Raw genomic sequence first — 24559 nt, 5'->3', positions numbered from 1 at the left:
GCAGTCATTCCCTGATGGCCCAAAATTTCAGTTCGAGGCCGGGACAGTCCCCGGCCAGGTGGAAGGCGAAGCCGCCGGAGCTCTCCAGCTGCGCACGGTCGTCGTCGCTAAGTTGCAGCACGAAGTAGCTTTTCCCGGCGTGGTAGGGCAGCTGGCGCGGCGCCACCGGCAATGGCTGCAGACGGATGCCCGGCAGGTGCAGGTTGACCAGTTGGCGGATGCGTTCCACGGCGCCGATCTTCAGCTGGGACGGCAGACGCTGGCGGAGCATGGACGTATCACCCTGCGCGCTGGCGGCGAGCACGAAGCTTGCCGAGCCGAGCAGGCGGTGATCGAACAGCGGGGCGACCTGAATGCCGTACTGGCGCGTCTGCAGCGGCAATTCGATGGCGTGCTGCTCGAGCACCATCGACAGCGCCAGGCGCAGACCGTCCATCAACGGTCCGAACGACGCGGCCAGATCGGCGTGTCGGTAGCCAATCTGCAGCTGTGGGCGGCGCTGCTCGCCGGTGAAGGTGGCCAGCTCGCCGAACACCGCCAGCAGCTCGCGGTAGAGCTGCTCGGGGTGCAGCGACGGCTGTTCGAGGCAGTGGCGCAGTTGCGGCTCGCAGCGGTTGATCATCTGCAGCAGCAAGAAGTCGCCCATCTCCGCGGTGCCCGGCGCGGCGCAGGCGCGGACCCGCTCGGCCAGGCAGTCGCCGCGCTGGGTGAGCAGGCCGAGGGCCTCCTTGAGCAGGGCGAGCAGCCCGACATGGGCGTGCACGTCGAGCAGGCTGGGAATGTACTGCTCGTCGAGGTGTACGCGCCCGTCGGCGCTAACGCTATCTACCCGGCATACCGGCAGGCGCACCAGGCCGGCATCCTGCGGCGTGTCGCCGAGCTGCAGGCGCAGATCGAGGTGGGCGCAGCTGATCATGCCGCTGTTCGATTCGCCGGCGTTGGCGTCGGCCACCTCGAGATCGGTGGCCACGTACCGCACGCGCAGCTCCTGCTGTTCCTCGCGGCGGGTGTCGACCTGCTCGGCGCTAGCCAAGGCCAGGCAGAGGTAAACGGTGGCGTCCTGGGTGTGCGGCGGAATATCCAGGGCCAGCGGCGCGTCACCGGCGCCAATCGTGAACAGCGTGCCGTCCGGCAGCAGGCCGCTGGCGCGGTTGACCAGCAGCTTGCCGAGGGCCAGGCAGGGACGATCCAGTTGCAGTTCGGCGAAACCCCAGGCATGCCGCAGCAGGCTGTGCACGCGGGCGCACAACTGGTGTTCGACATAGCGATCATGCTGCTGGAAATGCTGCGGGCGCAGCAGCATGCCTTCCTGCCATACCACTTTGCGCGGACTCATCGGCTGACCTCATCCGCCAGCGTCGCGGCGCTATCTGTGGGCTGGATGCCCAGGGCATCGAGCTGCAGGTCGCTACGGTTGCGCATGCGCGGTTCGAGGGTGATCACATAGCGCCAGCGCGCTTCCGGCAGATCGCGGTAGGCCGCCAGCACTCCGACATAGCGGCTACCCGGCTGCACTGAGAGTTTGAGCTGTTGCGTTGCACCGGGGCGCAGTTCTAGCTCTTCCTCGGCGACGCGATCGCGTAGCAGGGTTTCCTTGGCGTTCTGGTAGAGCGCGAAGAAATCGGCATTCTCGAAGGCGACCGGATGTTTCAGCTCGATCAGCCGCACCACGATGGGCGAGGGACGGCCGTGCAGATCGGGGTTGAGATGTTCACTGGCGCGTAGCGACAGGTCGAGCTTGGTCAGCTCGGAATAGGGCAGCACGGCGGCGCAGCCGCTCAGGGCGAGCAGGCCGCACAGCAGCGGGGCGGTTAGCAGGCGCATGGTCATCATCCTTGTTGGGTGGCGTCGAGGGTGGCGGTCAGGCGCACCTGCTCGTCGTAGCTACGGGCGAAATCGCCGGTGAGCAGGCCTTCGCGCCACTCGTCGTCGCGTTGCAGGCGCCGGTGCAGGCGGCGATAAGCGCGCCAGCGGCTGCCGGCGGTGGCCAGCAGCGGCTTGTGTTGCTCATCGAAGCGCTGCGTCAGCTGTTCTGGGGCGAACTGCGCGAGCACGGCCGTGACGGCGGCCTGGCTGGCGGCGACCAGTGCCAGCTGGTGGGCCTGCAGCTCGTGGAAGGTGCTGCGCAGGATCTGCTCCGCGGCCAGCGGCTGCCGGCCATCGAGGCCGAGCATGGCGTGCATGGCGCTGGCGGGGTCGGCGGCGTGCTGGAGCGCAGTGCTGCCGGGGGCTGGCGGGCTGCCCAGCGGCAGGCGCAGCTCGCGCTTCAGCGCATCGCGCGTGTGCAGGCCTTGCTGCAGCCCGGCAATGCACTGACGCAACAGCCGCGCGACCTGCAGCGCCAGCGCCTCGCGCTGTTGCGCATCGAGCGTGTCGAAGGGGACACCCAGGGCGCCGGCAAAAGCCTCCCAGAAGCTCGCATTAGGCGCGGCGGGTCGTGCCGGTTGCGGCGCCGGAGCCGCCACCGCGGCCACCAGCTGGGGCAGCGGCAGCTGGTGCAGCTCGACGGCCAAGTGGTCGTGCGGCTGGAGCGCGGATGTGACCGGCTGCGGCTCGACCTGTGCCAGGTAAGCGTGCGCCTGCTGATCCAGGGCGACTAGCGGGTCGAGGTCGAGGAAGGCATCGTCGGGAATCAGGCTGCCGGCGGCGACCGGCAGGCCGACGACGCCATCGAAACGTGCGGGGTCCTGCACCAGGCGCGCGCGAATCTCGAAGTCGCCCAGGCAGAAGGTATCGCCATGGGCGATACGCTGCGCCTGCTGTTTGGGCAGACGCGCCGCACCCTTGCGCAGCGTGCCGTTGCTGCTGGTGTCGGTGAGGTAGTAGGCGCCCTCGCGAAAACTCACCAGTGCGTGACGGGCGGAAATGACGCGCTTGGCATCGGGCAGCGGCCAGTCGCAATCCGGGTGGCGGCCGATGCTGCCGCCGGCCTGCTTGAAGCGCTTGCTCGCCTGCTGGCCCGGCACGAACTGCTGGGCGCTGACGATCTCAAATACCAATTCCATGGCGATTGTTGCTCCTGTGAACGGGGCCTAGCGGTTGAGCACCTGCGGGTCGCCGAGCGGGCGGTAGTCGGCGTCGTCGTAGCGGTAGTTGGCCGCGCAGCCGGCCAGGCTCAAGGCCAGGGCGAGCAGGGCGGCGAGGTAGCGGAGGGGCATCGATGATTCCTCAAGGTGTGAAGGGGTGGCCGGCGCGCTCAGATTTCGCCGGGGGCAATGCGCAGGCGATTCATCCGGTACAGCAGGGTGCGGCGGGGCAGACCGAGCTCGCGGGCCGCGCGGCTCTGGTTGCCGCGGTTGCTGCGCAGGCAATCGAGCAGCAGGTTGCGCTCGACGTGCTCGAGCCGGGCGCGCAGGTTCTGCGGTGCGTCGTCCGCTGTCTGGCGTGGCTGCAGGCTGAGGTGTTCGGGCAGCAAACGGTTGCCGTCGCAGAGCAACACGGCGCGTTCGACCAGACCCTTGAGCTCGCGCACGTTGCCGGGGAAGCGGTAGCCGGCCAGCTGCGCGAGGGCGGCGTCGGACCAGCGACAGGGGCTGCGCTGCAGTTGAGCGCAGGCCTGTTCGGCGAAGTGCCGGGCCAGGTTGAGGATGTCCTGCTCGCGGGTGCGCAGCGGCGGCAGCTCGATGGGGAATACCGCCAGGCGATAGAACAGGTCTTCGCGGAAGCGTCCTTGCTCGACCAGCGCGCGCAGGTCATGGTGGGTGGCGGCAATCAGGCGCACGTCGACGCGATGCGTGGTGCTGCTGCCCAGCGGGCGCACTTCGCCTTCCTGCAGCACGCGCAGCAGCTTGGCCTGCAGGCTGAGCGGCATGTCGCCAATCTCGTCGAGGAACAGCGTGCCGCCGTCGGCAGCATCGAAGAGCCCCTTGCGGTCACGCTCGGCGCCGGTGAACGCGCCCTTGCGGCAGCCGAACAGTTCGCTTTCCAGCAGGCTTTCCGGCAGCGCCGCGCAGTTCTGCACGATGAATGCGCGGTTGCTGCGGCTGCCGTGACGGTGAATGGCGCGGGCGACCAGCTCCTTGCCAGTACCGGTTTCGCCGCTGAGCAACACGCTGGTGGGGTTGTGCAGCACCTTGCCGATCAGCCGGTACATTGCCTGCATCGCCGTGCTGTCGCCGATCAGGCCATAGTCGCTGGCCATCTCGGCGCGCGGTGCGGCACTGCCCGGCGGGCGCGCAGCTGGACAGGGCTGCTGCAGGTTGTGCCAGCGCGCGAGGGCGAAGGTGGCTAGCTGGCCGAGCGAGACGGCGAAGCTGTCGAGTACCTGCGGGCCACGATCGGCGCACAGCAGCACCCCGCGTATCTGGCCTTGCGCTGTGCGGACTGGCAGGCAGAGCAGGCTGCGCCAAGGACGGGCACCGGTCGGCAGGAAGTCGACCGGGTGCAGGCTAGGCACCAGCTCGCCGAGGCTGAGCGGCTGGTTCTGGCACAGGCAGTACTGCAGCAACTGATCGCCGGCGTAGTCGCTGGGCAGTCGAGCCGCGCTGTGCAAAGTGGCGCGGCCATCCAGCCACTGGCCGGCCAGGGTCAGCTGCGTGTGGCTGTCGTCGAGCAGATAGAGCTGCGCCAACGGGCAGGCACACAGTGCGGCCGCGGACTGCAGCAGGGTGCTGAGTACCTCGTCGGCCTGCTCGACCGCGGCCAGTTCGATGAAACGCGCGAGCAGCGCTTCGGCGTAGCGCAGCGGTTGCGGGACCTGGGCGAGCAGCGCCGGCAGTTGATTAAGCGAACTCACAGATCAGGGCTCCTTCGCCATCCAGGGTGGCGTGCACATGGCGCAGGGGCGCGCCGCCGGCCAGCTGCAGCAGCAGGCGATCGACAATGGGCGGTTGCAGCTGGCGTTCGAGCAGTTGGTCGATTAGCCGGGCGCCGCCATCGCCCTGACGGCAGCGTTCGCTCAGTTGGCCGAGCAGCGCGGCGCTGTAGCTGAAGCCGACCCGGCGGGTCGCCAGGCGCGCGGCGAAGCGCGCCAGCCGGAGTTCCAACAGTTCCTGCAGCAGCGTGTCGTCGACCGGGTAGTAGGGCACCACGCGCATGCGCGCCAGCAAGGCGGGCTTGAAATGCGCCAGTAGCTGCGGGCGAATCGCCTGCTCGAGGGCTTCCGCGCTGGGCCGTTGACCCTCGGCGCAGAGCGCGCTGAGGCGATCGCTGGCGAGATTGGAGGTGAGCAGGATCAGGCAGTTGCGAAAATCGACCGGCCGCCCCTCGCTGTCGCTGGCGCTGCCGCGGTCGAAGATCTGGTAGAACAGGTTGAGCACTTCGGGATCGGCCTTCTCGACTTCGTCGAGGAGGATCACCGAGTAGGGTTTGCGCCGCACCGCGTCGGTGAGCATGCCGCCCTCGCCGTAACCGACATACCCGGGCGGCGCACCGATCAGGCGCGAGACGCTGTGCTTTTCCTGGAACTCGCCCATGTTCAGGGTGGTGAGGAACTGTTCGCCGCCGTACAGCAGGTCGGCGAGCGCACGGGCCGTCTCGGTCTTGCCCACGCCGCTGGGGCCGACCAGCAGGAATACGCCGACCGGCGCTTCGGCAGTGTTCAGCCCGCAAGCGTTGGCGCGCAGCGCCTGGTCGAGGGCGCTGACCGCCTGGGGCTGGCCGCGCACCCGCTGCGCCAGGTCGGCGGCGAAGGCCATCACCCGGGCGTTGTGTTCGCCGGCCAGCTGTTCGCGCGGCACCCCCGTCCACTGATGCAGCACTTCGGCGACCAGCCGCGGGCAGACTTCGTGATCGACCAGGCGCTCGTCGCCAGGCAGGGCGTCAAGGGCGGCCTGCAACTGCTGCAGTTCGTCGCGAGCGGTGTCGTCGTGCCCTTCGGCCGCTTGCCGGCGCAGCGTCAGCAGCCGTTCGGCCTGCGTCCGTTGGCTGTGCCAGCGCTGCTCCAGCACGCGCAGGTCGACGCGACTGTTCGCCAGCTGCGCTTCGAGTGCCTGCAGGGCCGGCGTGTCGATGGCCAGGCCGAGCGCCAGGTCGGCGCGCTGCGCATGGCACTGGCGCTCGGCGGCGGCGATGTCGCCGCGCAGGCGCTCGAGGCTGGCCGGTGCGCTGGCCAGGCTGGTGCGCACCCGCGCGCAGGCGGTGTCCAGCACATCGACCGCCTTGTCGGGGAGTTGGCGACCGCTGAGGTAGCGGCTGGACAGTTCGGCGGCGGCGCGCACCGCATCGTCGCGCAGGTAGATGCCGTGGCTCGCGGCGTAGCGTGGCGCCAGGCCGCGCAGAATGGTGACCGCCTCGTCGACGCTGGGTTCGTGCAGGTGCACCGCCTGGAAGCGCCGGGCCAGCGCCGGGTCTTTCTCGAAGTGTTGGCGGTACTCGCGCCAGGTGGTGGCGGCGATGGTGCGCAACTCGCCGCGCGCCAATGCCGGTTTGAGAAGGTTGGCGGCATCCGAGGCACCGGCCGAGTTGCCGGCGCCGATCAGGCAATGCGCCTCGTCGATGAACAGGATGATCGGCTGCGGTGAGCTCTGCACCTCGTCGATTACCGCCTGCAGGCGGCGTTCGAATTCGCCCTTGAGGCTGGCGCCGGCCTGCAGCAGGCCGAGGTCGAGGCCGAGCAGTTCGACGTCCCTGAGCCCATCGGGCACCTCGCCACTGACGATGCGCAGGGCCAGGCCTTCGACCAGCGCGGTTTTGCCGACGCCGGCCTCTCCGACCACGATCGGGTTGTTCTTCCGGCGCCGGGCGAGGATGTCGATCATTTGGCGGATCGCCGCATCGCGGCACAGCACCGGGTCGAGCTGGCCAGCACGGGCCTGCGCGGTGAAGCTATGCGTAAAGCGCGCCAGCGCCGATCCGTCAGCACTGGCGGGCGGCGCGGCGGCATCTGCAGCCGGCCGGCTGTGCTCGCGCAGGTGCGCGCTGTCGATCCGGCCGAGCAGCGCCTGACAGCGATTGCCGACATAGCGCAGCGGCTGGCGCAGCAGCACCAGCAGCAGGGCGCGCGGGTCGACGTGGGCCTGACGCAACTCGAAATGGGCGAGCAGCAAGGCATCCTGCAGCCAGTGCACCAGGGCCGGGGCGAGCACCGGGTTGCGCGATTCGCTGCGCTCCTGACGCGGTTGCAGGCTCGCCGCCAGCTCGTCGCTGGCCACACCGGCCAGGTCCAGCGCATGGGCCAGCAGGCCCTGCGGCTGGAGCAGCAGGGTCAGCAGCAGGTCTTCGATCAGCACCTGGCCGCCTCCGCGTTGCACGCAGCGTTCGGCGGCGTTTTCCAGGTGCTGGCGGGTCTCGGCATCCAAGGCCTGGACCAGTTGCTGGAGGTCAATATCGATCATGGCATTCATCCTTGAAGGGGCCGGGGGGCGAGGGTGACGCCGCCAGTCATAACTGCCGGGCCAAGCCAGGTAGTCCAGCCGAGGCGGTAGTCGCGACCGCCATCCAGACGCAGCGGGCGCAGCGCACCGGCTGCCAGTTCCAGACGCAGCTCGTGCTCGAGCGGATCGCGCAGCAGCAGGCGCACCAGCGCCTGCAAGGGGCGGTAAGCGGCTCCGTCGGGGAGAAAGGTCTGCAAGCGCGGCCAGCTCAGCTGCGCTAGGCGAATGCGAAACCGGCCGCTGCGGTCACGCAGCGTGGCGCCGAGGACCAGACTGTCGCCGAGGCGATGATTGGCCTGGCCGAGGCGATTGCGCTGGCCCGGGTCGATGCGTAACCGGCGGGCACTGCAGGGTTCGACATGCAGCTCGGCATGGGCGAAGTAGTAACGCAGCAGCGTCGTGATCAGGCTCGCCGAATGTGCGCGCATGCCGAGTACGCCGAGGTAAGGCAGCAGGCGCTGCCAGTCCAGCGCGGACGTGTCGCGCAGGCGCGGGTCGGCGACGCCGGCGAGGGCGAACAGGCGCTGCGAGAAGGCGTCGCGGGCGCCCGGCTGGAAGCAGGCCGGGTAGCGATACTTGCGCCAGACCGGCAGCAGCAGGCGTTGCAGCCGATCGTTGAACAGGTCGAGAAAGGCGCGCACCGGCTGACCGTCATCGCCCAGCGCCATGCTCGCGTAGAAGCCCGGCAGCGGCGAGGCGCCACCGCTCAGGCCGAGCACGTTGAGGCGCAGCTGCACGCGACACTCGCCCTGCTCCTCGAGGTAGTCCACCCGCGCGATGTCGCGTGCCGGAAAACCCAGGCTGGGATTGGCGCGAAACTCCAGGCGTTGCTGCAGCGCCTCGTCGTCGAGTTCAGGATGGCGGGCGCGCAACGTCGTCAGCAGGCGCGGCAGCAGCTGGTACAGGCTGGCGCCATGCGTCGCGGGCGCGGCGCGGCTCACAGCAGGGGCTGCTGGCCCAGGCGCGGTGTCCATTGGTACAGATCTCCTTGGCTGCTGCGGGCGTGCAGCTCGTGATAGGCGTTGAGGCTGACGTAGAGGGCAAAGAATTCGTTGAGCACCGAGGCGAACAGAAACAGCTCGCCGGTGCTGCGGAAGCCGTCGCTGTCCAGGCTCAGTTCGGTGCGGATGCCGCGGATCGGCAGGCCGCGCAGCAGGCGGTCTACCGGGCGCTGCTGGATATGCCGCAGGCCATCGAGCAGGCGCTGACTGGCCTGGGCCGCCTGGCGGTCGTGATAGCGCGGCAGGTCGTAGGTTTCGAGGATGGCTTTCAGCCCGCCGACGTCGTTCAGCGACAGGTAGTTGAGTGACATATGGCTGATCAGCTTCCACAGCACGTCTTGCTGCAGGGCGGGTGCATAGCTGGGTGTGGCGGCGCTGATGTTGCGGAAGCTCAGCGAATCGGGAGTGCCTTCGCAGACCTGGCAGATGTCGCCGAGCCTCAGCTGCTGCGGCAGGTTTTGATTTGTGCAGGTCAGCTCGATCGACAGGGTTTCCGGGGCCGACCAGTCGCCGGGCGCGAAGCGCAGGTAGGTTTCCAGGCTGCCGTCGAGCAGCGAGGGCTGTTGGCGCACGCTGTAGTGCCGCGTCGGCAGGCCATCGCGGGCACTGGCATGCAGGAACGATTCGAATGGCACGTAGGCCTGGTAACCCATGCCGCCCGGCTGCCAGCCGGTGACTTGATCGATCGAGAACACCCCGCAGTGCGCCGGCTCCAGTTCGGCCGGCAGCACGCGGTACTGATCGCGCTGGTGATCGAGACGGATCGGCAGCGCGTCGTGGCTGAACAGGTTGACCACCGGGGTGCAATGCAGGCGCAGGTTGTCGAGGCTCGGCTGCAGGCGTTGCAGCCCCGAATTGCTCAGGCTGAAGCGCAACTCAAGCCCGCGCGCCTGCTGCAGCTGGGCCGCGGGCAGGCGTTGCAGGACGTCGAGCCCGCCGAGTTCGACGAACAGGTATTTGTCCTGGAAGGCGAAGTACTCCTGCAGCAGCCGATAGCCGGCAAAGCTGTTCGCCGGGCCGGGCAGCAGCGCTTCGTCGTCGGCGAATCCGAGCGGTTGCAGTTGTGCGGGATCGAGCAGCACCGCCGGCAGTGGCGTGCCATGGGCATCGCGCAGCGGGTTGCCGCTGGCGTCGAGCAGGTGCGCCTCGAGGCGGTCGAGATGGCGCAGCAGATTCAGATACAGCGTCTGGCTGATGTGGCGTTCGCCGCTCAGGTGCAGGCGCAGGCGCTGCAGGCGCAGCTCGCCGAGGTGGCCTTCGACGGTCAAGTGCAGACGGGCGCTGAGCAGGGCACCTTCGGCGCGTGCCTGGTAGCCGAGCGCGGTCAAGCCCAGCGGCAGTACCTCGGTGGCGTACGCGGTGCGGAAGCGGCAGCGGGTGCCGGCGATCTCCCGCGACTCGACCGGCGTGTGGCGGGGCACCCACAGCGCCGGGCCGGGCCGTCGCAGCGGATCGAATTCGAGCATGCTTAGCGCTGGCAGCGGGCGCATGTAGTTCGGCCACAACAGGTGCATCAGCGAATGGGTCAGCTCGGGCAGCTCGTCATCGAGGCGCTGGTGCAGGCGCCCGGTGAGGAAGGCAAAGCCTTCCAGCAAGCGCTCCACATCCGGGTCGCGGCCGCTCTGGCCGAGAAACGGTGCCAGCGTCGGATGACGTTCGGCGAAACGCTTGCCGAGCTGGCGCAGGGCACTGAGTTCGCTCTGGTAGTAACGGTTGAAGGACATTGCGGGCTCTTCCTTGAGCGTGCCGTGGCGGTCAGCGAAGCTGCCCGGCACCGGTGTCGACGCGGACCTGGCCGCTGCCGTCCAACTGCGCGTAGAAGCACACCGGGCGCCGGCAACCGTCGACCTCGAGCTGCGCGTCGATGGCGAACGCCAGACTCAGCGGATCGCGGTGGTTGGCTTGGCTGAGCACGCGCACCTGGCTCAGGCGCGGCTCGTAGGCTTCGATGAAGCCTTCGATGGCGGCGCGCGCCTGTTGCCGGGCGTCGTGCAGCGACAGGCGCAGGTCGTTGAGATCGGGAAGCCCATAGTCGGGCAGCGTTTGCACGCTGCCGGCGCGGGTGCTGAGCATCCGCGCCAGGTGTGCTGCCACCGAAGCGCCGATGGCCGTCTCCTGGCTCCAGCCGGCGCGCTGCGCGGCACTGCCGTTGAGGCGCTCGAACAAGCTGCCGTAGCCGCGCATGCCGCTACTCCTTGTCCAGCCTGCCGACCAGCGACAGGGTGAAGTCGGCGCCCATGTACTTGAAGTGCGGGCGCACGTTCAAGCTGACCCGATACCAGCCCGGCTCGCCCTCGACATCGCTGACCAGCACCTGCGCGGCACGCAGCGGCCGCCGACTGCGCACTTCGGCGCTGGGGTTTTCCTGATCGGCAACGTACTGGCGAATCCACTTGTTCAGCTCCTGCTCGAGGTCAGTGCGCTCCTTCCAGGCGCCGATCTGTTCGCGCTGCAGGACCTTGAGGTAATGGGCCAGGCGGTTGACGATGAACAGGTAGGGCAACTGGGTGCCGAGCTTGTAGTTGAGCTCGGCGTGCTTGCCCTCCTCGCTGTTGCCGAAGAATTTCGGTTTCTGCGCCGAGTTGGCCGAGAAGAACGCGGCGTTGTCGCTGCCCTTGCGCATGGTCAGGGCGATGAAACCCTGTTCGGCCAGTTCGTATTCGCGGCGGTCGGTGACCAGTGCTTCGGTGGGAATCTTGGTCTCGATCTCGCCCATGCTTTCGAAGTGGTGCAGCGGCAGATCGTCGACCGCGCCGCCGCTCTGCGGGCCGATGATGTTCGGACACCAGCGGTACTTGGCGAAGCTTTCGGTGAGACGACTGGCCAAGGTGTAGGCGGTGTTGCCCCACAGATAGTGCTCGTGGTCGTGGGCCACGGTCTCCTGGTAGACGAAGCGCTTGACCGGGTTCTCGCGTGGATCGTACGGCGTGCGCAGCAGGAAGCGCGGCACGGTCAGGCCAACGTAGCGTGCGTCCTCGCGCTCGCGAAAGCTCTGCCACTTGGCGAACTGCGGGCCTTCGAAGTGATCCTTGAGGTCCTTCAGATCGGGCAGCCCGGTGAAGCTGGCCAGGCCGAAGAACTGCGGGCCCGCGGCGGCGATGAACGGCGCATGGGCCATGCTGGCGACGGCGGCGACATGCTGCAGGGTCTTGATGTCCGGCGCGCTCGGATCGAAGTAGTAGTTGGCCACGATGGCACCCACTGGCTCGCCGCCGAACTGGCCGTACTCGGCGCTGTAGACGTGCTTGTAGAGACCGGACTGGACGAGCTCCGGGCTGTCCTCGAAGTCGTCGAGCAGGTCCTGCTTGGACACGTTGAGCAGCTCGAACTTGATGTTCTCGCGGAAGTCGGTGCGCTCGACCAACAGCTTGAGGCCGCGCCACGCCGACTCCAGTGCCTGAAACTCGGCGTGGTGGAGGATCTCGTCCATCTGCCGGCTGAGTTTGCCGTCGATCTCGGCGATCATCCGGTCGACCAGGGCCTTCTTCACCGGCTCGTGGCGGTTGTCCGGCTTCAGCAGCTCGGTGATGAAGGCGCTGACTCCGCGCTTGGCGATGTCATAGGCCTCGTCGTCGGGGTTCAGCCGGGTTTCGGCAATGATGCGGTCGAGCAGACCGGTGTCGCTGAGGCTGCGCGCGGAGCTGACGGCGTTCGGGTTGTTCATCACATTACTCCTCGTCAGCGGAGACAGGCGCAGGGATCAGGCCCAACTCAGCCAATACGCGCCCGCGCGACTCCTCGTCGGCGAGCACCTTCTCGATGGCGGCGCGAAACGCGGGGGCATTGCCCAACGGGCCCTTGAGGGCCACCAGGGCGTCGCGCAGCTCCATCAGCTGGCGCAGCTCGGGGACCTGGCTGACCAGCTGGGCGGGGTGAAAATCCTCCAGCGCGTTGAAGCGCAGCTGCAGACCCAATTCACTGGCGTCCGGCTCGTCCTGCAGGCGATTGGCGACGGCGAGGTCGAGCTGCAGCTCCTGCTTGGCCAGCACCTCGTCGAAGCTGTGCTTGTCGATGGCGATGGGTTTGCGCTCCTCCAGTTTGCGCGGGTCGCTGCGCTGGGTGAAATCGCCGAGGACCATCAGTTTCAGCGGCAGCTCGAGGTCTTCCTGGGTGTTGCCGGTCGCCGGTTTGAAGGTGACGCTGATACGTTCCTTCGGTGCGACGGTGCCTTCCTTGGCCATGGGTGTTTCTCCTGTGTGTTCAGCGGGTCAATCCAGCACCGCCTCGAGGTCGAGGCGGCACAACCGGCGGTGAATTTCGTGTTGCTGGTCGCCGGGATCGTTCTTGCGGGTCAGGCGCTGGCAGCAGCTGTGCAGCAACTGCAGGACTTCCAGCGCGAGGTCGGGTTCCCAGTCGGCTACGCCAGTGCTGAGCAGTTGCCGGTCGAGCGATTCGAGCAGCGGTTTTGCCAGTTCGTAACGGCTGGCCTCGACGCACAGGCGGGCCAGGGTCAGTTGCCAGAAGAACTGTTCGCGACCGCCGCGGGCAGTGCGCATGCCATCCTTTAACAGGCGCACGGCGGCTTTCAGGTTGTGCTGGCGCAGGGTGGCGCGTCCTGTGTCGAGGGCCTGGGTCCAGGCCGGCGCGTCGGCCGCGGAGCGGTTGGAGTCGAGGGGCGCCAGCGGTTGAGGGCGGACCTGGGTGGCGATCCAAACCAGGGTCTCGGCGTCGGCGAACGGCGTACCGTCGTGAAAGTGCAGGGTCTCCACGCCATCCAGACGTTGCAGAAACAGCGCCAGCTGGCCTTCCACTTCGCGCATTGCAATGGGCGCGCCGAGCAGTTGCAGGCACTGCCAGACCAGACGCTGACCGTCGAGCCAGAACGGCGCGCGGGCCACGCTGGCCTCCAGTTCGGCGAGCAGTTCGCCACTCGGCTTCTGTTGCAGGCGCTCACGGTAGCTGGCCACCTTGCCCGCCGGCAGGCCGCGCAAGGTGGTGATGCGCGCGTCGTCGCAAGTCGGCAGGCTGTCGATCGCCAGCCATTGCAGGCCGCGCGCCAGGCGCACGGCGCGTGGGTCGCCGGGGCGTTGGGTGAGCCAGTAGCTGGCCAAGGGGCGGGCGAGCTCCTGCAGGTGGCGCAGCTGGCGCTGGGCCTCGGCGTCGTTGTCCGGCATGCCGTTCGGTGCAACCGCCAGCGGCTGAGCAGGCCGCACCGGCGCGGCGGTTGGCGTGCTGGTGAGCAGCTCCTGCAGGCTTTGGATCAGCGCGTGTAGAGATAGTGCGGGCGCGTCGAAGCGCGCGGTTAGCAGACTGTCGAATGCCGTGAGCACTTCTATCAGTGCCCGCGCCAGCGGTTCAGCAACGGATGCCGGCAGCGCACCGCCTAGCTGCTCGAGGCGTTGCGCCAGCCAGGTGAGGGCGGCGAGGCGGGTGCGTGGCTTGCTGGGCAACAGTGCGTCCCACTGCGCGGCGCACAGCTCGTGGAGCATCTGCAGGCCGGCGTGCAGACCGCGGAGCGACTCGCACTGGTAGAGGCTCCAGACCAGCCAGACAGCGACGCGCAAATCCTTGCTCTGCGTCGCGAGCAGGGCCTCGGCCTGGCTGCGCACCAGCGCCCAGTCGATATTGCCGGCCTGCAGGGCGGCGGCCTTGCCCAGTTCATTTTCCAGCAGTTCGTATTCCGCGGAATAACGCATATCGGCGCCGACAAAGTTGTCGGGCGCGATGCCGTGCTGGGCGAGCCGCAGATAATCAACGGCGAGTGGATTTATATAGGTCATTCCCTGACTCAGTTAACAAGTGCGCAACTAACGCCGACACTAATCGCGCCGTTCGGTGGGCAGCTTGTTGCGCACGTCCATGTGCATCACTGGCGCAGCGATCCTGCTGCGGAGGGGCATGCTAGGTAGCAGGTGGGGTGGCGGCAACCCACGGATGGGTAGTCGGCAGAGCGTTTGCAGCGGGGCGGAATTGTGGCGGCGAAAGTTGCGCTGTTAATTAACTTTCGAAAACAGCGATGCACTTCTCAGAAATGGGGAGTTGTTGCAGAAAAGTTGTGAAGAAAGTTCCGCTTAATTAAGTAGAAGATTCTAGTCGCATGGTTACTTCAGCGGCTGAGCGGCTCGGCCCACAGACTCACCGCCAGACTCTTGCGCTCACCGGCGGCCAACTGCACGGCATCGTCGAGCACGTTGGCGGTCTCGATGCACAGCATGCGCTGCCAGGCGTCGCTGGCGAACTGCGAGAGGCGCAGCGACTTGTCGATCCATGGGTTCCACACCACCGCCGAACGCGAACCGCTGCTGTGCAGGTGCACGCGGCGCTGCCAGGCCGGGTCGAGGATGCTCACGCGCTCCGGCAGGTCGAGGTAGATGCGGTCGGTTTCGCCTTCGAACACCAGGTCGCCGTGCTGGGTGCGTTCCTCCCAGTCGTGCAAGGTTTCGATGTAGTGACTGCCGGCCAGGCCTTCGACCTGCACCTGGTGGATGTCGCTGACCGCGAAGTAGGTGTGCAGCGCCTGGCTCAGGCTGACCGGCTGGGTGCCGCGGTTGTGGCTGCTGAGGCTGAGGTGCAGGCGCTGGTCGAGATGGATGTGCAGGCGCAGGTCGACGTTGTGCGGCCAGCCGGCCGGGCCCTGCTCGGGCTGGATGAAGGCGAAGTCGAGGTCGACCGCGTCGGCGCGTGCATCTACCTCTAGCAGCTGCCAGTCGAGGTTGCGTACCAGGCCGTGGGCCGGCGCGGGGTCGCTGCCGCGGTACATCTGCTGGACCGCCGCCGGGTTGCGCTGCAGGTCGCCGAACCATGGCCAGCACACCGGCACGCCGCCGCGCACCCCTTGGCCCTTGCGGTAGCTGGCCTGTTCGCTGAGCCAGATCAGTGGCGCTTCGCCGTCGCGCTGGTAGCTGAGCACCTGGGCGCCCTGTTGGGCGATCAGCAGTTCGGCGCCGGAGGTGCGCACGCGCCAGCAGACCAGTTCGCCGAGCTCGATGCGTTCGACCTGGGGGACAGGGGACAGGGTGGTCATGGCGGATACCTCCGGGCAGCTGATGGGTTATTGGACATCAGCTTGGGCCACAGGCCAACCGTCGGCGTTCCGTTTGCGGAAAAAACAACGCCGGCTCAGGGCCGGCGTGTTCGGGGCGGGTCAACCGCGGCGGGGCGGGACCGGGCGGGTGCGGCCGCTGCCGTCGATGGCGACGAAGACGAACACCGCTTCGGTGACCTTGCGCCATTCACTGGACAGCGGGTCGTCGCTCCACACTTCCACCAGCATCTGGATCGAGCTGCGGCCGATCTGCAGCGGCTGGGTATAGAAGGACAGCTGGGCGCCGACGGCGACCGGGACGAGGAACGCCATGCGGTCGATGGCCACGGTGGCGACGCGGCCGCCGGCGGCCTTGCTGGCCATGGCGGTACCGGCCAGATCCATCTGGGATACCAGCCAGCCGCCATAGATGTCGCCGAAACCGTTGGTTTCGCGCGGCAGCGCAATGATCTGCAGGGCCAGGTCGCCTTGCGGAGTGAGGTTTTCGTTTTCGAGTTCGATCATGCCGGGGTGCCTCGGACCCATTGCTCTTGTTTGGTTGGGCTGACGGTAGGGTGTATGGGTGAACAGGCGGAATTTCCCGCCGCAAAAGGGCATACCCCCGGGTCGCGCTGGCCTCATCCATGCAGGCTGGGCGACTTCCAGGGCGCAGTATATCGGGGCTTACGCCGGGCGACGACCGTTCGGTTACGTTTTGACCGGGCCGTGTGCCCTGGCTGCCGCCGTCCGGGCAATTTGCTATCGTGCCGCACCTGTCGCGCCACCCCCCTGACGAGAACGCCGCACCATGACCTCCGTGCCCCTCGACGCCGCGCCCAGCGCGCGCCCGTTGACCCGTAACGACTACAAGACGCTGTCGCTGTCCGCCCTGGGCGGCGCCTTGGAGTTCTACGACTTCATCATCTTCGTGTTCTTCGCCGCGGTGGTCGGCAAGCTGTTCTTCCCCGCCGACATGCCCGAGTGGCTGCGCCAGCTGCAGACCTTTGGCATCTTCGCCGCCGGCTACCTGGCGCGGCCGCTGGGCGGCATCGTCATGGCGCACTTCGGCGACCTGCTCGGGCGCAAGCGCATGTTCACCCTGAGCATCTTCCTGATGGCGGTGCCGACTCTGCTCATGGGCCTGCTGCCGACCTACGCGCAGATCGGCATCTGGGCGCCGCTGGCGCTGCTCAGCCTGCGCGTGGTGCAGGGGGCGGCGATCGGCGGCGAGGTGCCGGGCGCCTGGGTGTTCGTCTCCGAGCACGTGCCGGCGCGGCATGTCGGCTACGCCTGCGGCACGCTGACCTCGGGACTGACCGCCGGGATTCTGCTCGGCTCGCTGATGGCCACGCTGATCAACAGCCTGTACAGCGCCGAGGAGGTGCTGGCCTGGGCCTGGCGCGTGCCGTTCCTGCTTGGCGGGGTGTTCGGCCTGCTCGCCGTTTACCTGCGCCGCTGGCTGCACGAGACGCCGGTGTTCGCCGAACTGCAGCTGCGCAAGGCGCTGGCCGATGAGCTGCCGCTGAAGACCGTGGTGCGTGAGCACCGCGCCGCGGTGCTGCTGTCGATGCTGCTAACCTGGGTGCTGACCGCCGGCATCGTGGTGGTGATCCTCATGACCCCGACCCTGCTGCAGACCCAGTACGGTTTCGCTGCCGCCACTGCGCTGCAGGCCAACAGCCTGGCCATTGTCTTCCTCAGTCTCGGCTGCATCGCCGCCGGCATTCTCGCCGACCGCTTCGGCGCCGGCCGCGTACTGCTGATTGGCGGATTGCTGCTGGCGGCGGTCGCCTGGACCTTCTACACCAGCCTGCATGCCCATCCGGACTGGCTGTTCCCGCTGTATGCGCTGACCGGGTTGTGCGTTGGCAGCATCGGTGCGGTGCCCTACGTGATGGTCACCGCCTTCCCGCCGGCGGTGCGTTTCTCCGGCCTGTCGTTCTCTTACAACCTGGCCTATGCAATCTTCGGCGGGCTGACGCCGATGCTGGTCACCCTGCTGATCAAGGCCGACCCGCTCGGGGCGGCCTACTACGTGGTCGCCCTCTGCGGCCTCGGTGCGCTGGTCGGTCTGCACCTGCTGCGCCGCGGCCGCTAAGGCCCGCCCACTGATGCGCGGCGGCATTCGCCGGCCGCGCTCCCCCTCTGCACATCCCCGCCTGAACCTTGGCCAGCGCAATGCTGGCCAGTCATCCAACTGTCACATTCCAGTCATAGAGTGTTCATGCGGCCTGTCGATACTGGCCCCCGTTCCATCACTACCCCTACCGCTAGGAGCAAGCATGAAACTCAAGCGTTTGATGGCGGCCCTGACCTTCGTCGCCGCTGGCGTCGCCACCGCAAGCGCGGTTGCCGCTGTCGATCCGGCCATTCCGGCCTACACCAAGACCACCGGGATATCCGGCAACCTGTCCAGCGTCGGTTCCGACACCCTGGCCAACCTCATGACGCTGTGGGCCGAGGCCTACAAGCGTGAATACCCGAACGTGAACATCCAGATTCAGGCGGCCGGTTCGTCCACCGCGCCACCCGCGCTGACCGAAGGCACCGCCAACCTCGGCCCGATGAGCCGCAAGATGAAGGACGTCGAGTTGCAGGCCTTCGAGGAGAAGTACGGCTACAAGCCGACTGCCGTACCGGTGGCGGTCGACGCCCTGGCGGTGTTCGTGCACAAGGACAACCCGATCAAGAGCCTGACCATGCAGCAGGTCGACGCGATCTTCTCGGCCACCCGCCTGTGCGGCGCCAAGAGCAGCGTGAAGTCCTGGGGCGACCTGGGCGTGACCGGCGACCTGGCGGCCAAGCCGATCCAGCTGTTCGGCCGTAACTCGGTGTCCGGCACCTACGGCTACTTCAAGGAAGAAGCACTGTGCAAAGGCGACTTCGCCGCCAACGTCAACGAGCAGCCGGGTTCCGCCTCGGTGGTGCAATCGGTCAGCTCCTCGCTGAACGGCATCGGTTACTCGGGCATCGGCTACAAGACCGCCAGCGTCCGCGCCGTACCGCTGACCAAGGCCGAAGGCGGTGAGATCGAGGAAGCCAACGAGCAGAACGCCCTGAACGGCAAGTACCCGCTGGCACGCTTCCTCTACGTCTACGTCAACAAGGCGCCGAACAAGCCGCTGGCTCCGCTGGAGGCCGAGTTCGTCAAGCTGGTGCTGTCGCAAGGCGGCCAGCAGATCGTGGTCAAGGACGGTTACATCCCGGTCCCGGCCAAGGTCGCCGAAAAAGCCCTGAAAGACCTGGGTCTGTAAGGGTTTCCTGCAGCCCGCCCACGGCCAGTCCGTCGGGCGGGCTTCGACACGCCACTGCTTTGTCATCTTTCTGTCACACGGCGCCGCTAGGGTGAGCCCATGAACGATCTGACCAACTCCCCCATGACCGCAAATTCCTCGCCGGTGCGGATTGACTTCAATACGCCCGAACTCAAACGCAAGCGCGTGCTGCGCGCCCTCAAGGATCGCCTGACGCGCTGGTACGTGCTGGTCGGCGGCCTCGCGGTGCTCGGTGCGATCACCCTGATTTTCTTCTACCTCGGCTACGTGGTCGCCCCGCTGTTCAAGGGCGCCGAGCTCGAGGCCCGCAAGGAACAGACTCCGGCGTGGCTGCAGCAGGCCGGCAAGCCGCTGCTGCTGAGCATCGAGGAGCAGAACCAGATCGCCGTGCGCGTCGGCGGCGACGGCCAGGTGGTGTTCTTCGCCGTGAAGAACGGCGCCGAGCTGAAGCGCGTCAGCCTGCCGATTCCGGCCGGCGTGACCATCACCGCGATCGGCCAGGATCAACCCGGCCACAATCAGGTGGCGCTGGGCCTGTCGAACGGCAGCGCGCTGGTGTTCAAGCACCTCTACAAGGTCACCTACCCGGACAACCACAAGACCATCACCCCGCAGCTTAGCTACCCCTACGGCGAGCAGCCGCTGGTGCTCGACGAGCAGGGCCGCGCGCTGGAGCACGTCAGCCTGGTCGACACTGGCGACAGGCTGGTGCTCGCCGGCTCGGTCGGTACCGACACCCTGGCCCTGGCGCTGAGCCGCGAAGAGAACATGCTCACCGGCGAGACCAGCCTGGAGCAGCAGCGCATCGTCCTGCCGCAGATTGCCGAGCCGGTCAAAGCGCTGTACATCGACCCGCGCCAGCAGTGGCTGTACGTGATCAACGGCCGCGCCCAGGCCGACGTCTTCGACTTGCGCAGCAAGAGCCTCAACGGCCGCTACAAGCTGCTTGAGGATTCCACCGCGGAAGTCACCGCCAGCGCCCAGCTGCTCGGCGGCATCTCGCTGCTGATCGGCGACTCCACCGGCGGTATCAGCCAGTGGTTCATGGCCCGCGACACCGACGGCGAGCCGCGCCTGTCGCACATCCGCGACTTCCAGCTGGGCGCCAGCGCGGTGCTGCAGATCAAGCCGGAAGAGCGTCGCAAGGGCTTCATCGCCAGCAACGCCGCCGGCGACCTCGGCGTGTTCCACAGCACCGCGCAGCGCACCCTGCTGATCGAGCCGCTGGCCAAGAACGCCGACCTGCTGGCCCTCTCGCCGCGCGCCAACCGCGTGCTGGTGGAAAGCGGCAACAGCCTGCACCCCTACAGCCTGCGCAACCCGCACCCGGAGATTTCCTGGAACGCGCTGTGGAGCAAGGTCTGGTACGAGAGCTACGACGAGCCCAAGTACATCTGGCAATCGACCGCCGCCAACGCCGAGTTCGAGCCCAAGCTGAGCCTTGCGCCACTGACCTTCGGCACCCTCAAGGCGGCGTTCTACGCCATGCTGCTGGCCGCCCCGCTGGCCATCGCCGCGGCGATCTACACCGCCTACTTCATGGCCCCGCGCATGCGCCGCAAGGTCAAGCCGGTGATCGAGCTGATGGAAGCGCTGCCGACGGTGATCCTCGGTTTCTTCGCCGGGCTGTTCCTCGCCCCGTACGTCGAAGGCCACCTGCCGGGGATCTTCAGCCTGCTGCTGCTGACTCCGCTGGCGATCCTGATCACCGGCTTCGCCTGGAGCCGCCTGCCCGAGTCGCTGCGCCTGCGCGTGCCGGAAGGCTGGGAAAGCGCCCTGCTGATCCCCACCGTGCTGATCGCCGGCTGGTTCGCCCTGGGCATCAGCTCGCACCTCGAAGCCTGGTTCTTCGGCGGCGACATGCGCCTGTGGATCAGCAACGACCTGGGTATCACCTACGACCAGCGCAACGCCCTGATCGTCGGTCTGGCGATGGGCTTCGCGGTGATCCCGAACATCTATTCGATCGCCGAAGACGCCGTGTTCAGCGTGCCGAAGAGCCTCACCCTGGGCTCCCTGGCACTCGGCGCGACGCCCTGGCAGACGCTCACCCGCGTGGTGATCCTTACCGCCAGCCCGGGGATCTTCTCGGCGCTGATGATCGGCCTCGGCCGCGCAGTCGGCGAGACCATGATCGTGCTGATGGCCACCGGCAACACCCCGGTGATGGAGATGAACCTGTTCGAAGGCATGCGCACCCTGGCCGCCAACGTCGCGGTGGAAATGCCCGAATCGGAAGTCGGCGGTACGCACTACCGGGTGCTGTTCCTCTCCGCACTGGTGCTGCTGCTGTTCACCTTCGTGATGAACACCCTGGCCGAACTGATTCGTCAGCGGCTGCGCAAGAAATACGCCTCGCTGTAAGCGCGCTCGGCTCAAGAGATAAGGTATCTAACGGTGAAACAGGTAACCCTCAACAGCTGGTTCAAGAGCGGCGCCCCGGGCGTCTGGCTGAGCGGTGGCGCGGTGTCCATCGCGGTGATCATGACCATCGGTCTGCTCGCCGTGATCGCCGTGCGCGGCCTCGGCCACTTCTGGCCGGCCGATCTGCTGCAAGCGACCTACGTGGTACCCGGCCAGGCCGCGGTGCGGGTCATCGGCGAGGAAGTGCAGCGCGAGGAAGTCCCGCGTGAGCGCTTGAAGAGCGCCGGCCTGCCGGTGCCCGCCGAGGGCCCCGAGTTCATGACCCGCGAGCTGCTGAAGATCGGCAACCGCGACGTGTTCGGCAGCGACTTCAGCTGGATGGTCGGCGAGTGGCTGACCGACGTCAGCACCCCGGCCGAGCTGATCACCCTCGAACGCCGCGAGTGGGGCAACTTCTACGGCAGCCTGGTCAGCGTCAAGGAGCAGGGCAAGGTGGTCGCCGAAGGCGCCGCCGCGCTGCCCGAGTTGCAGCAGCGCCTGGCGCGGGTCAACGACCTGTACGCGCAGCTGTACCGCCTCGAGAAGGGCGACATCGGCGCGATCAACCACGGCCTGGAAGGCCTGCGCCTGCAGACCCGCAAGCTGGAGCTCGAGCACAAGCTGAGCGACGCCGCGCAGGCCGACATCGCCGCCCAGCGCGCCGAACTGGATGCCCGCTACAAGGCGCTGGAGAGCCAGCTGATCGGCCTGCACGAAGCGTTCAACCGCGACAGCGTGGTGATGCGCGCCTCCAATGGCCAGGAAGTCGAAGTCAGCCTCGGCAAGGTGGTGCACGCCTACCAGCCGAACGCCATGTCGGTGCTCGACAAGCTTGGCTTCTACTTCAAGAAGCTCTGGGAATTCCTCAGCGACGACCCGCGTGAGGCGAACACCGAGGGCGGCATCTTCCCGGCGATTTTCGGCACGGTGATGATGACCCTGATCATGGCGGTGATCGTCACCCCGTTCGGCGTGCTGGCTGCCGTCTACCTGCGCGAATACGCGCGGCAGGGCGTGCTGACGCGGACCATCCGCATCGCGGTGAACAACCTGGCCGGCGTGCCGGCGATCGTCTACGGGGTGTTCGGCCTGGGCTTCTTCGTCTACGTGCTGGGCGGTTCGCTGGACCGCCTGTTCTTCCCCGAGGCGCTGCCGGCGCCGACCTTCGGTACGCCGGGGCTGATGTGGGCCTCGCTGACCCTGGCGCTGCTCGCCGTGCCGGTGGTCATCGTCGCCACCGAGGAAGGCCTGGCGCGGATTCCCCGCGCGGTGCGCGAAGGCTCGCTGGCGCTCGGTGCGACCAAGGCCGAGACGCTGTGGAAGGTGGTGCTGCCGATGGCCAGCCCGGCGATCATGACCGGCATGATCCTCGCCGTGGCGCGTGCCGCCGGCGAAGTCGCGCCGCTGATGCTGGTCGGCGTGGTCAAGCTGGCGCCGAGCTTGCCGGTGGACGGCAACTACCCGTACCTGCACCTCGACCAGAAGATCATGCACCTCGGCTTCCATATCTACGACGTCGGCTTCCAGAGCCCCAACGTCGAGGCCGCGCGGCCGCTGGTGTACGCCACCGCGCTGTTGCTGGTGCTGGTGATCGCGCTGCTCAACCTCTCGGCGGTGGCGATCCGTAACCACCTGCGCGAGAAGTACAAGGCGCTGGACAACTAGGTTTCAACCGTCGTCCCCGCGAAGGCGGGGACCCAGGACGGCGCGGCATCCCAGGCTACCGAAGCACTGGATTCCCGCCTTCGCGGGAACGACGGAACACAGAATTGCTGGACTTATCGCTGGCCTGACCATCGGCCAGCCAAACGCACACTGAGCATTCGAGGTTGCGCTATGCAAACCGACACCCATACCCACGGCCTGGACATGGCCGCTCTCGGCCGCGCCAAACAGAGCCTGCGCCTGGCCGAGGAAAGCGTGGCGCTGGAAGTCCCCGGGCTGAACCTGTTCTACGGCGACAAGCAGGCGCTGTACGACGTCAGCATGAACATCCCCAAGCAGCGCGTGACCGCCTTCATCGGCCCGTCCGGCTGCGGTAAATCGACTCTGCTGCGCTGCTTCAACCGGATGAACGATCTGGTCGACGGCTGCCGCGTCGACGGCGCGATCAACCTCGACGGCCACAACATCTACCGCAAGGGCGAGGATGTCGCCGAGCTGCGTCGCCGGGTCGGCATGGTGTTCCAGAAGCCCAACCCGTTCCCCAAGAGCATCTACGAGAACGTCGCCTACGGCCTGCGCATCCAGGGCATCAACCAGAAGCGCATCCTCGACGAGGCGGTGGAGTGGGCGCTGCAGGCGGCGGCGCTGTGGAACGAGGTCAAGGATCGCCTGCACGAGTCGGCGCTCGGCCTGTCCGGTGGTCAGCAGCAGCGTCTGGTGATCGCCCGCACCATCGCCGTGTCGCCGGAAGTGCTGCTGCTCGACGAACCCTGCTCGGCGCTCGACCCGATCTCCACGCTGAAGGTCGAGGAGCTGATCTACGAGCTGAAGAGCAAGTACACCATCGTCATCGTCACCCACAACATGCAGCAGGCGGCGCGCGTCTCCGACTACACCGCGTTCATGTACATGGGCAAGCTGATCGAGTTCGGCGACACCGACACGCTGTTCACCAACCCGGCGAAGAAGCAGACCGAAGACTACATCACCGGCCGCTACGGCTAGCCGCCGGCTATGGCAAATCGCGCTGGACGTCGTCGGCGCCACTTGCCGTACTCGGTTGTACCGTCTGCGTGGCGCCTCCTAGCCCAGCACGATTTGCCAAGAGCCGGCTGACGCCAGGCCAAGAACCAGCTTTCAAGGGTCCGATAATGATCAACAAAGACAGCCTCACCCATCACATTTCCCAGCAGTTCAACGCCGAACTGGAGGAGGTGCGCAGCCACCTCCTGGCGATGGGCGGGCTGGTCGAGAAGCAGGTCAACGACGCGGTCAACGCGCTGATCGACGCCGACTCCGGGCTGGCCCAGCAGGTCCGCGAAATCGACGAGCAGATCAACCAGATGGAGCGCAACATCGACGAGGAATGCCTGCGCATCCTCGCCCGCCGCCAGCCGGCCGCTTCCGACCTGCGCCTGATCATCAGCATCTCCAAGTCGGTGATCGACCTCGAGCGGATCGGCGACGAAGCCACCAAGATCGCCAAGCGCGCCATCCTGCTCACCGAGGAGGGCGAGTCGCCGCGCGGCTACGTCGAGGTGCGCCACATCGGCCAGCAGGTGCGCAAGATGGTCCAGGAGGCGCTCGACGCCTTCGCCCGCTTCGACGCCGACCTGGCCCTGTCGGTGGCGCAGTACGACAAGACCATCGACCGCGAGTACAAGACCGCGCTGCGCGAACTGGTCACCTACATGATGGAAGACCCGCGCTCGATCTCCCGCGTGCTCAACGTGATCTGGGCGCTGCGCTCGCTGGAACGCATTGGCGACCACGCGCGCAACATCGCCGAACTGGTGATCTACCTGGTGCGCGGCACCGACGTGCGCCACCTCGGCCTGACCCGCATGAAGGAAGAAGTGCAGGGCGACCGCGGCAACGACACCCCGGAAGTCTGAACCTGCGGTCAGCAAAGTTGGCCAGTGGCCAGCGCTGCCAGCT

General features: G+C 67.3%; 20 protein-coding genes. 6 read left to right on the top strand and 14 right to left on the bottom strand.

Annotated elements, in window-relative coordinates:
* Positions 1–4 precede the first annotated feature (4 nt).
* The 14 genes from tssK to JQX08_RS21785 form a co-directional block, all read right to left on the bottom strand.
* On the bottom strand, positions 5–1336 hold the full coding sequence (tssK, locus tag JQX08_RS21850; RefSeq protein ID WP_205350563.1) for a type VI secretion system baseplate subunit TssK: 1332 nt from the start codon (positions 1334–1336) through the stop codon (positions 5–7).
* Positions 1333–1824 (bottom strand): type VI secretion system lipoprotein TssJ, encoded by a 492-nt coding sequence (gene tssJ, locus JQX08_RS21845; protein WP_205350562.1) that lies wholly within the window; start codon positions 1822–1824, stop codon positions 1333–1335. Before tssJ ends, tssK begins: the two co-directional genes overlap by 4 nt.
* A 5-nt stretch (positions 1825–1829) precedes the next feature.
* On the bottom strand, positions 1830–3005 hold the full coding sequence (tagH, locus tag JQX08_RS21840; RefSeq protein WP_205350561.1) for a type VI secretion system-associated FHA domain protein TagH: 1176 nt from the start codon (positions 3003–3005) through the stop codon (positions 1830–1832).
* A gap of 27 nt (positions 3006–3032) precedes the next feature.
* Positions 3033–3158 carry a type VI secretion protein gene (locus JQX08_RS21835; protein WP_205350560.1) on the bottom strand — a complete coding sequence of 42 codons (126 nt, stop codon included), beginning with the start codon at positions 3156–3158 and terminating at the stop codon, positions 3033–3035.
* Positions 3159–3196: 38 nt separating this feature from the next.
* A complete protein-coding gene (locus tag JQX08_RS21830; protein ID WP_205350578.1) occupies positions 3197–4708 on the bottom strand; it encodes a sigma-54 interaction domain-containing protein in 1512 nt (503 codons plus the stop codon).
* 13 nt (positions 4709–4721) lie between these two features.
* Positions 4722–7274 carry a type VI secretion system ATPase TssH gene (gene tssH, locus JQX08_RS21825; protein ID WP_205350559.1) on the bottom strand — a complete coding sequence of 851 codons (2553 nt, stop codon included), beginning with the start codon at positions 7272–7274 and terminating at the stop codon, positions 4722–4724.
* Positions 7275–7279: 5 nt separating this feature from the next.
* The gene (gene tssG / locus JQX08_RS21820) at positions 7280–8287 is read right to left on the bottom strand and encodes a type VI secretion system baseplate subunit TssG (protein ID WP_205350558.1); all 1008 of its coding nucleotides are present in this window, start codon (positions 8285–8287) and stop codon (positions 7280–7282) included.
* A complete protein-coding gene (gene tssF / locus JQX08_RS21815) occupies positions 8251–10038 on the bottom strand; it encodes a type VI secretion system baseplate subunit TssF (RefSeq protein ID WP_205350557.1) in 1788 nt (595 codons plus the stop codon). The genes tssG and tssF overlap by 37 nt, the downstream gene beginning before the upstream one ends.
* A 31-nt stretch (positions 10039–10069) precedes the next feature.
* Entirely contained in the window at positions 10070–10498 is a 429-nt protein-coding gene (gene tssE, locus JQX08_RS21810; RefSeq protein WP_205350556.1) for a type VI secretion system baseplate subunit TssE, read from the bottom strand.
* Positions 10499–10502: 4 nt separating this feature from the next.
* Positions 10503–11978, bottom strand: coding sequence for a type VI secretion system contractile sheath large subunit (gene tssC / locus JQX08_RS21805; RefSeq protein ID WP_205350555.1), 1476 nt, complete (start codon positions 11976–11978; stop codon positions 10503–10505).
* Positions 11979–11982: 4 nt separating this feature from the next.
* Entirely contained in the window at positions 11983–12495 is a 513-nt protein-coding gene (tssB, locus tag JQX08_RS21800; RefSeq protein WP_205350554.1) for a type VI secretion system contractile sheath small subunit, read from the bottom strand.
* Positions 12496–12522: 27 nt separating this feature from the next.
* Complete coding sequence (tssA, locus tag JQX08_RS21795) at positions 12523–14034, bottom strand: type VI secretion system protein TssA (protein WP_205350553.1); 1512 nt, start codon at positions 14032–14034, stop codon at positions 12523–12525.
* Positions 14035–14360: 326 nt separating this feature from the next.
* Entirely contained in the window at positions 14361–15278 is a 918-nt protein-coding gene (locus JQX08_RS21790; RefSeq protein ID WP_205350552.1) for a D-hexose-6-phosphate mutarotase, read from the bottom strand.
* 120 nt (positions 15279–15398) lie between these two features.
* The gene (locus JQX08_RS21785) at positions 15399–15803 is read right to left on the bottom strand and encodes an acyl-CoA thioesterase (protein WP_205350551.1); all 405 of its coding nucleotides are present in this window, start codon (positions 15801–15803) and stop codon (positions 15399–15401) included.
* A gap of 283 nt (positions 15804–16086) precedes the next feature.
* Here JQX08_RS21785 and JQX08_RS21780 point away from each other — a divergent pair, with 283 nt between their 5' ends.
* From JQX08_RS21780 to phoU, 6 genes are all read left to right on the top strand, one after another.
* Positions 16087–17376, top strand: coding sequence for an MFS transporter (locus JQX08_RS21780; protein ID WP_205350550.1), 1290 nt, complete (start codon positions 16087–16089; stop codon positions 17374–17376).
* Positions 17377–17560: 184 nt separating this feature from the next.
* On the top strand, positions 17561–18532 hold the full coding sequence (locus JQX08_RS21775; protein ID WP_205350549.1) for a phosphate ABC transporter substrate-binding protein PstS family protein: 972 nt from the start codon (positions 17561–17563) through the stop codon (positions 18530–18532).
* A 99-nt stretch (positions 18533–18631) separates the two neighbouring features.
* Entirely contained in the window at positions 18632–20917 is a 2286-nt protein-coding gene (locus JQX08_RS21770) for an ABC transporter permease subunit (protein WP_430472560.1), read from the top strand.
* A gap of 33 nt (positions 20918–20950) precedes the next feature.
* A complete protein-coding gene (gene pstA, locus JQX08_RS21765; protein WP_205350548.1) occupies positions 20951–22621 on the top strand; it encodes a phosphate ABC transporter permease PstA in 1671 nt (556 codons plus the stop codon).
* A 171-nt stretch (positions 22622–22792) separates the two neighbouring features.
* A complete protein-coding gene (pstB, locus tag JQX08_RS21760; RefSeq protein ID WP_205350547.1) occupies positions 22793–23626 on the top strand; it encodes a phosphate ABC transporter ATP-binding protein PstB in 834 nt (277 codons plus the stop codon).
* Between the two features lie 146 nt (positions 23627–23772).
* Positions 23773–24516: a phosphate signaling complex protein PhoU gene (gene phoU / locus JQX08_RS21755; protein ID WP_205350546.1), complete on the top strand. Its 744-nt coding sequence runs from the start codon at positions 23773–23775 to the stop codon at positions 24514–24516.
* Positions 24517–24559 lie beyond the last annotated feature (43 nt).

This window comes from Zestomonas insulae, assembly GCF_016901015.1.
Classification (GTDB): Bacteria; Pseudomonadota; Gammaproteobacteria; order Pseudomonadales; family Pseudomonadaceae; genus Aquipseudomonas; species Aquipseudomonas insulae.
This window is presented reverse-complemented; position numbering and strand designations above follow the sequence as displayed.

Coding starts and splice junctions, on each gene's coding strand:
- tssB (WP_205350554.1), bottom strand. CDS start 12,495: ATGGCCAAGGAAGGCACCGTCGCACCGAAGGAACGTATCAGCGTCACC.
- JQX08_RS21785 (WP_205350551.1), bottom strand. CDS start 15,803: ATGATCGAACTCGAAAACGAAAACCTCACTCCGCAAGGCGACCTGGCC.
- JQX08_RS21790 (WP_205350552.1), bottom strand. CDS start 15,278: ATGACCACCCTGTCCCCTGTCCCCCAGGTCGAACGCATCGAGCTCGGC.
- tagH (WP_205350561.1), bottom strand. CDS start 3,005: ATGGAATTGGTATTTGAGATCGTCAGCGCCCAGCAGTTCGTGCCGGGC.
- JQX08_RS21835 (WP_205350560.1), bottom strand. CDS start 3,158: ATGCCCCTCCGCTACCTCGCCGCCCTGCTCGCCCTGGCCTTGAGCCTG.
- tssH (WP_205350559.1), bottom strand. CDS start 7,274: ATGATCGATATTGACCTCCAGCAACTGGTCCAGGCCTTGGATGCCGAG.
- tssA (WP_205350553.1), bottom strand. CDS start 14,034: ATGACCTATATAAATCCACTCGCCGTTGATTATCTGCGGCTCGCCCAG.
- tssC (WP_205350555.1), bottom strand. CDS start 11,978: ATGAACAACCCGAACGCCGTCAGCTCCGCGCGCAGCCTCAGCGACACC.
- JQX08_RS21780 (WP_205350550.1), top strand. CDS start 16,087: ATGACCTCCGTGCCCCTCGACGCCGCGCCCAGCGCGCGCCCGTTGACC.
- JQX08_RS21770 (WP_430472560.1), top strand. CDS start 18,632: ATGAACGATCTGACCAACTCCCCCATGACCGCAAATTCCTCGCCGGTG.
- tssG (WP_205350558.1), bottom strand. CDS start 8,287: ATGGACACCGCGCCTGGGCCAGCAGCCCCTGCTGTGAGCCGCGCCGCG.
- JQX08_RS21775 (WP_205350549.1), top strand. CDS start 17,561: ATGAAACTCAAGCGTTTGATGGCGGCCCTGACCTTCGTCGCCGCTGGC.
- phoU (WP_205350546.1), top strand. CDS start 23,773: ATGATCAACAAAGACAGCCTCACCCATCACATTTCCCAGCAGTTCAAC.
- tssK (WP_205350563.1), bottom strand. CDS start 1,336: ATGAGTCCGCGCAAAGTGGTATGGCAGGAAGGCATGCTGCTGCGCCCG.
- pstB (WP_205350547.1), top strand. CDS start 22,793: ATGCAAACCGACACCCATACCCACGGCCTGGACATGGCCGCTCTCGGC.
- tssF (WP_205350557.1), bottom strand. CDS start 10,038: ATGTCCTTCAACCGTTACTACCAGAGCGAACTCAGTGCCCTGCGCCAG.
- tssE (WP_205350556.1), bottom strand. CDS start 10,498: ATGCGCGGCTACGGCAGCTTGTTCGAGCGCCTCAACGGCAGTGCCGCG.
- tssJ (WP_205350562.1), bottom strand. CDS start 1,824: ATGCGCCTGCTAACCGCCCCGCTGCTGTGCGGCCTGCTCGCCCTGAGC.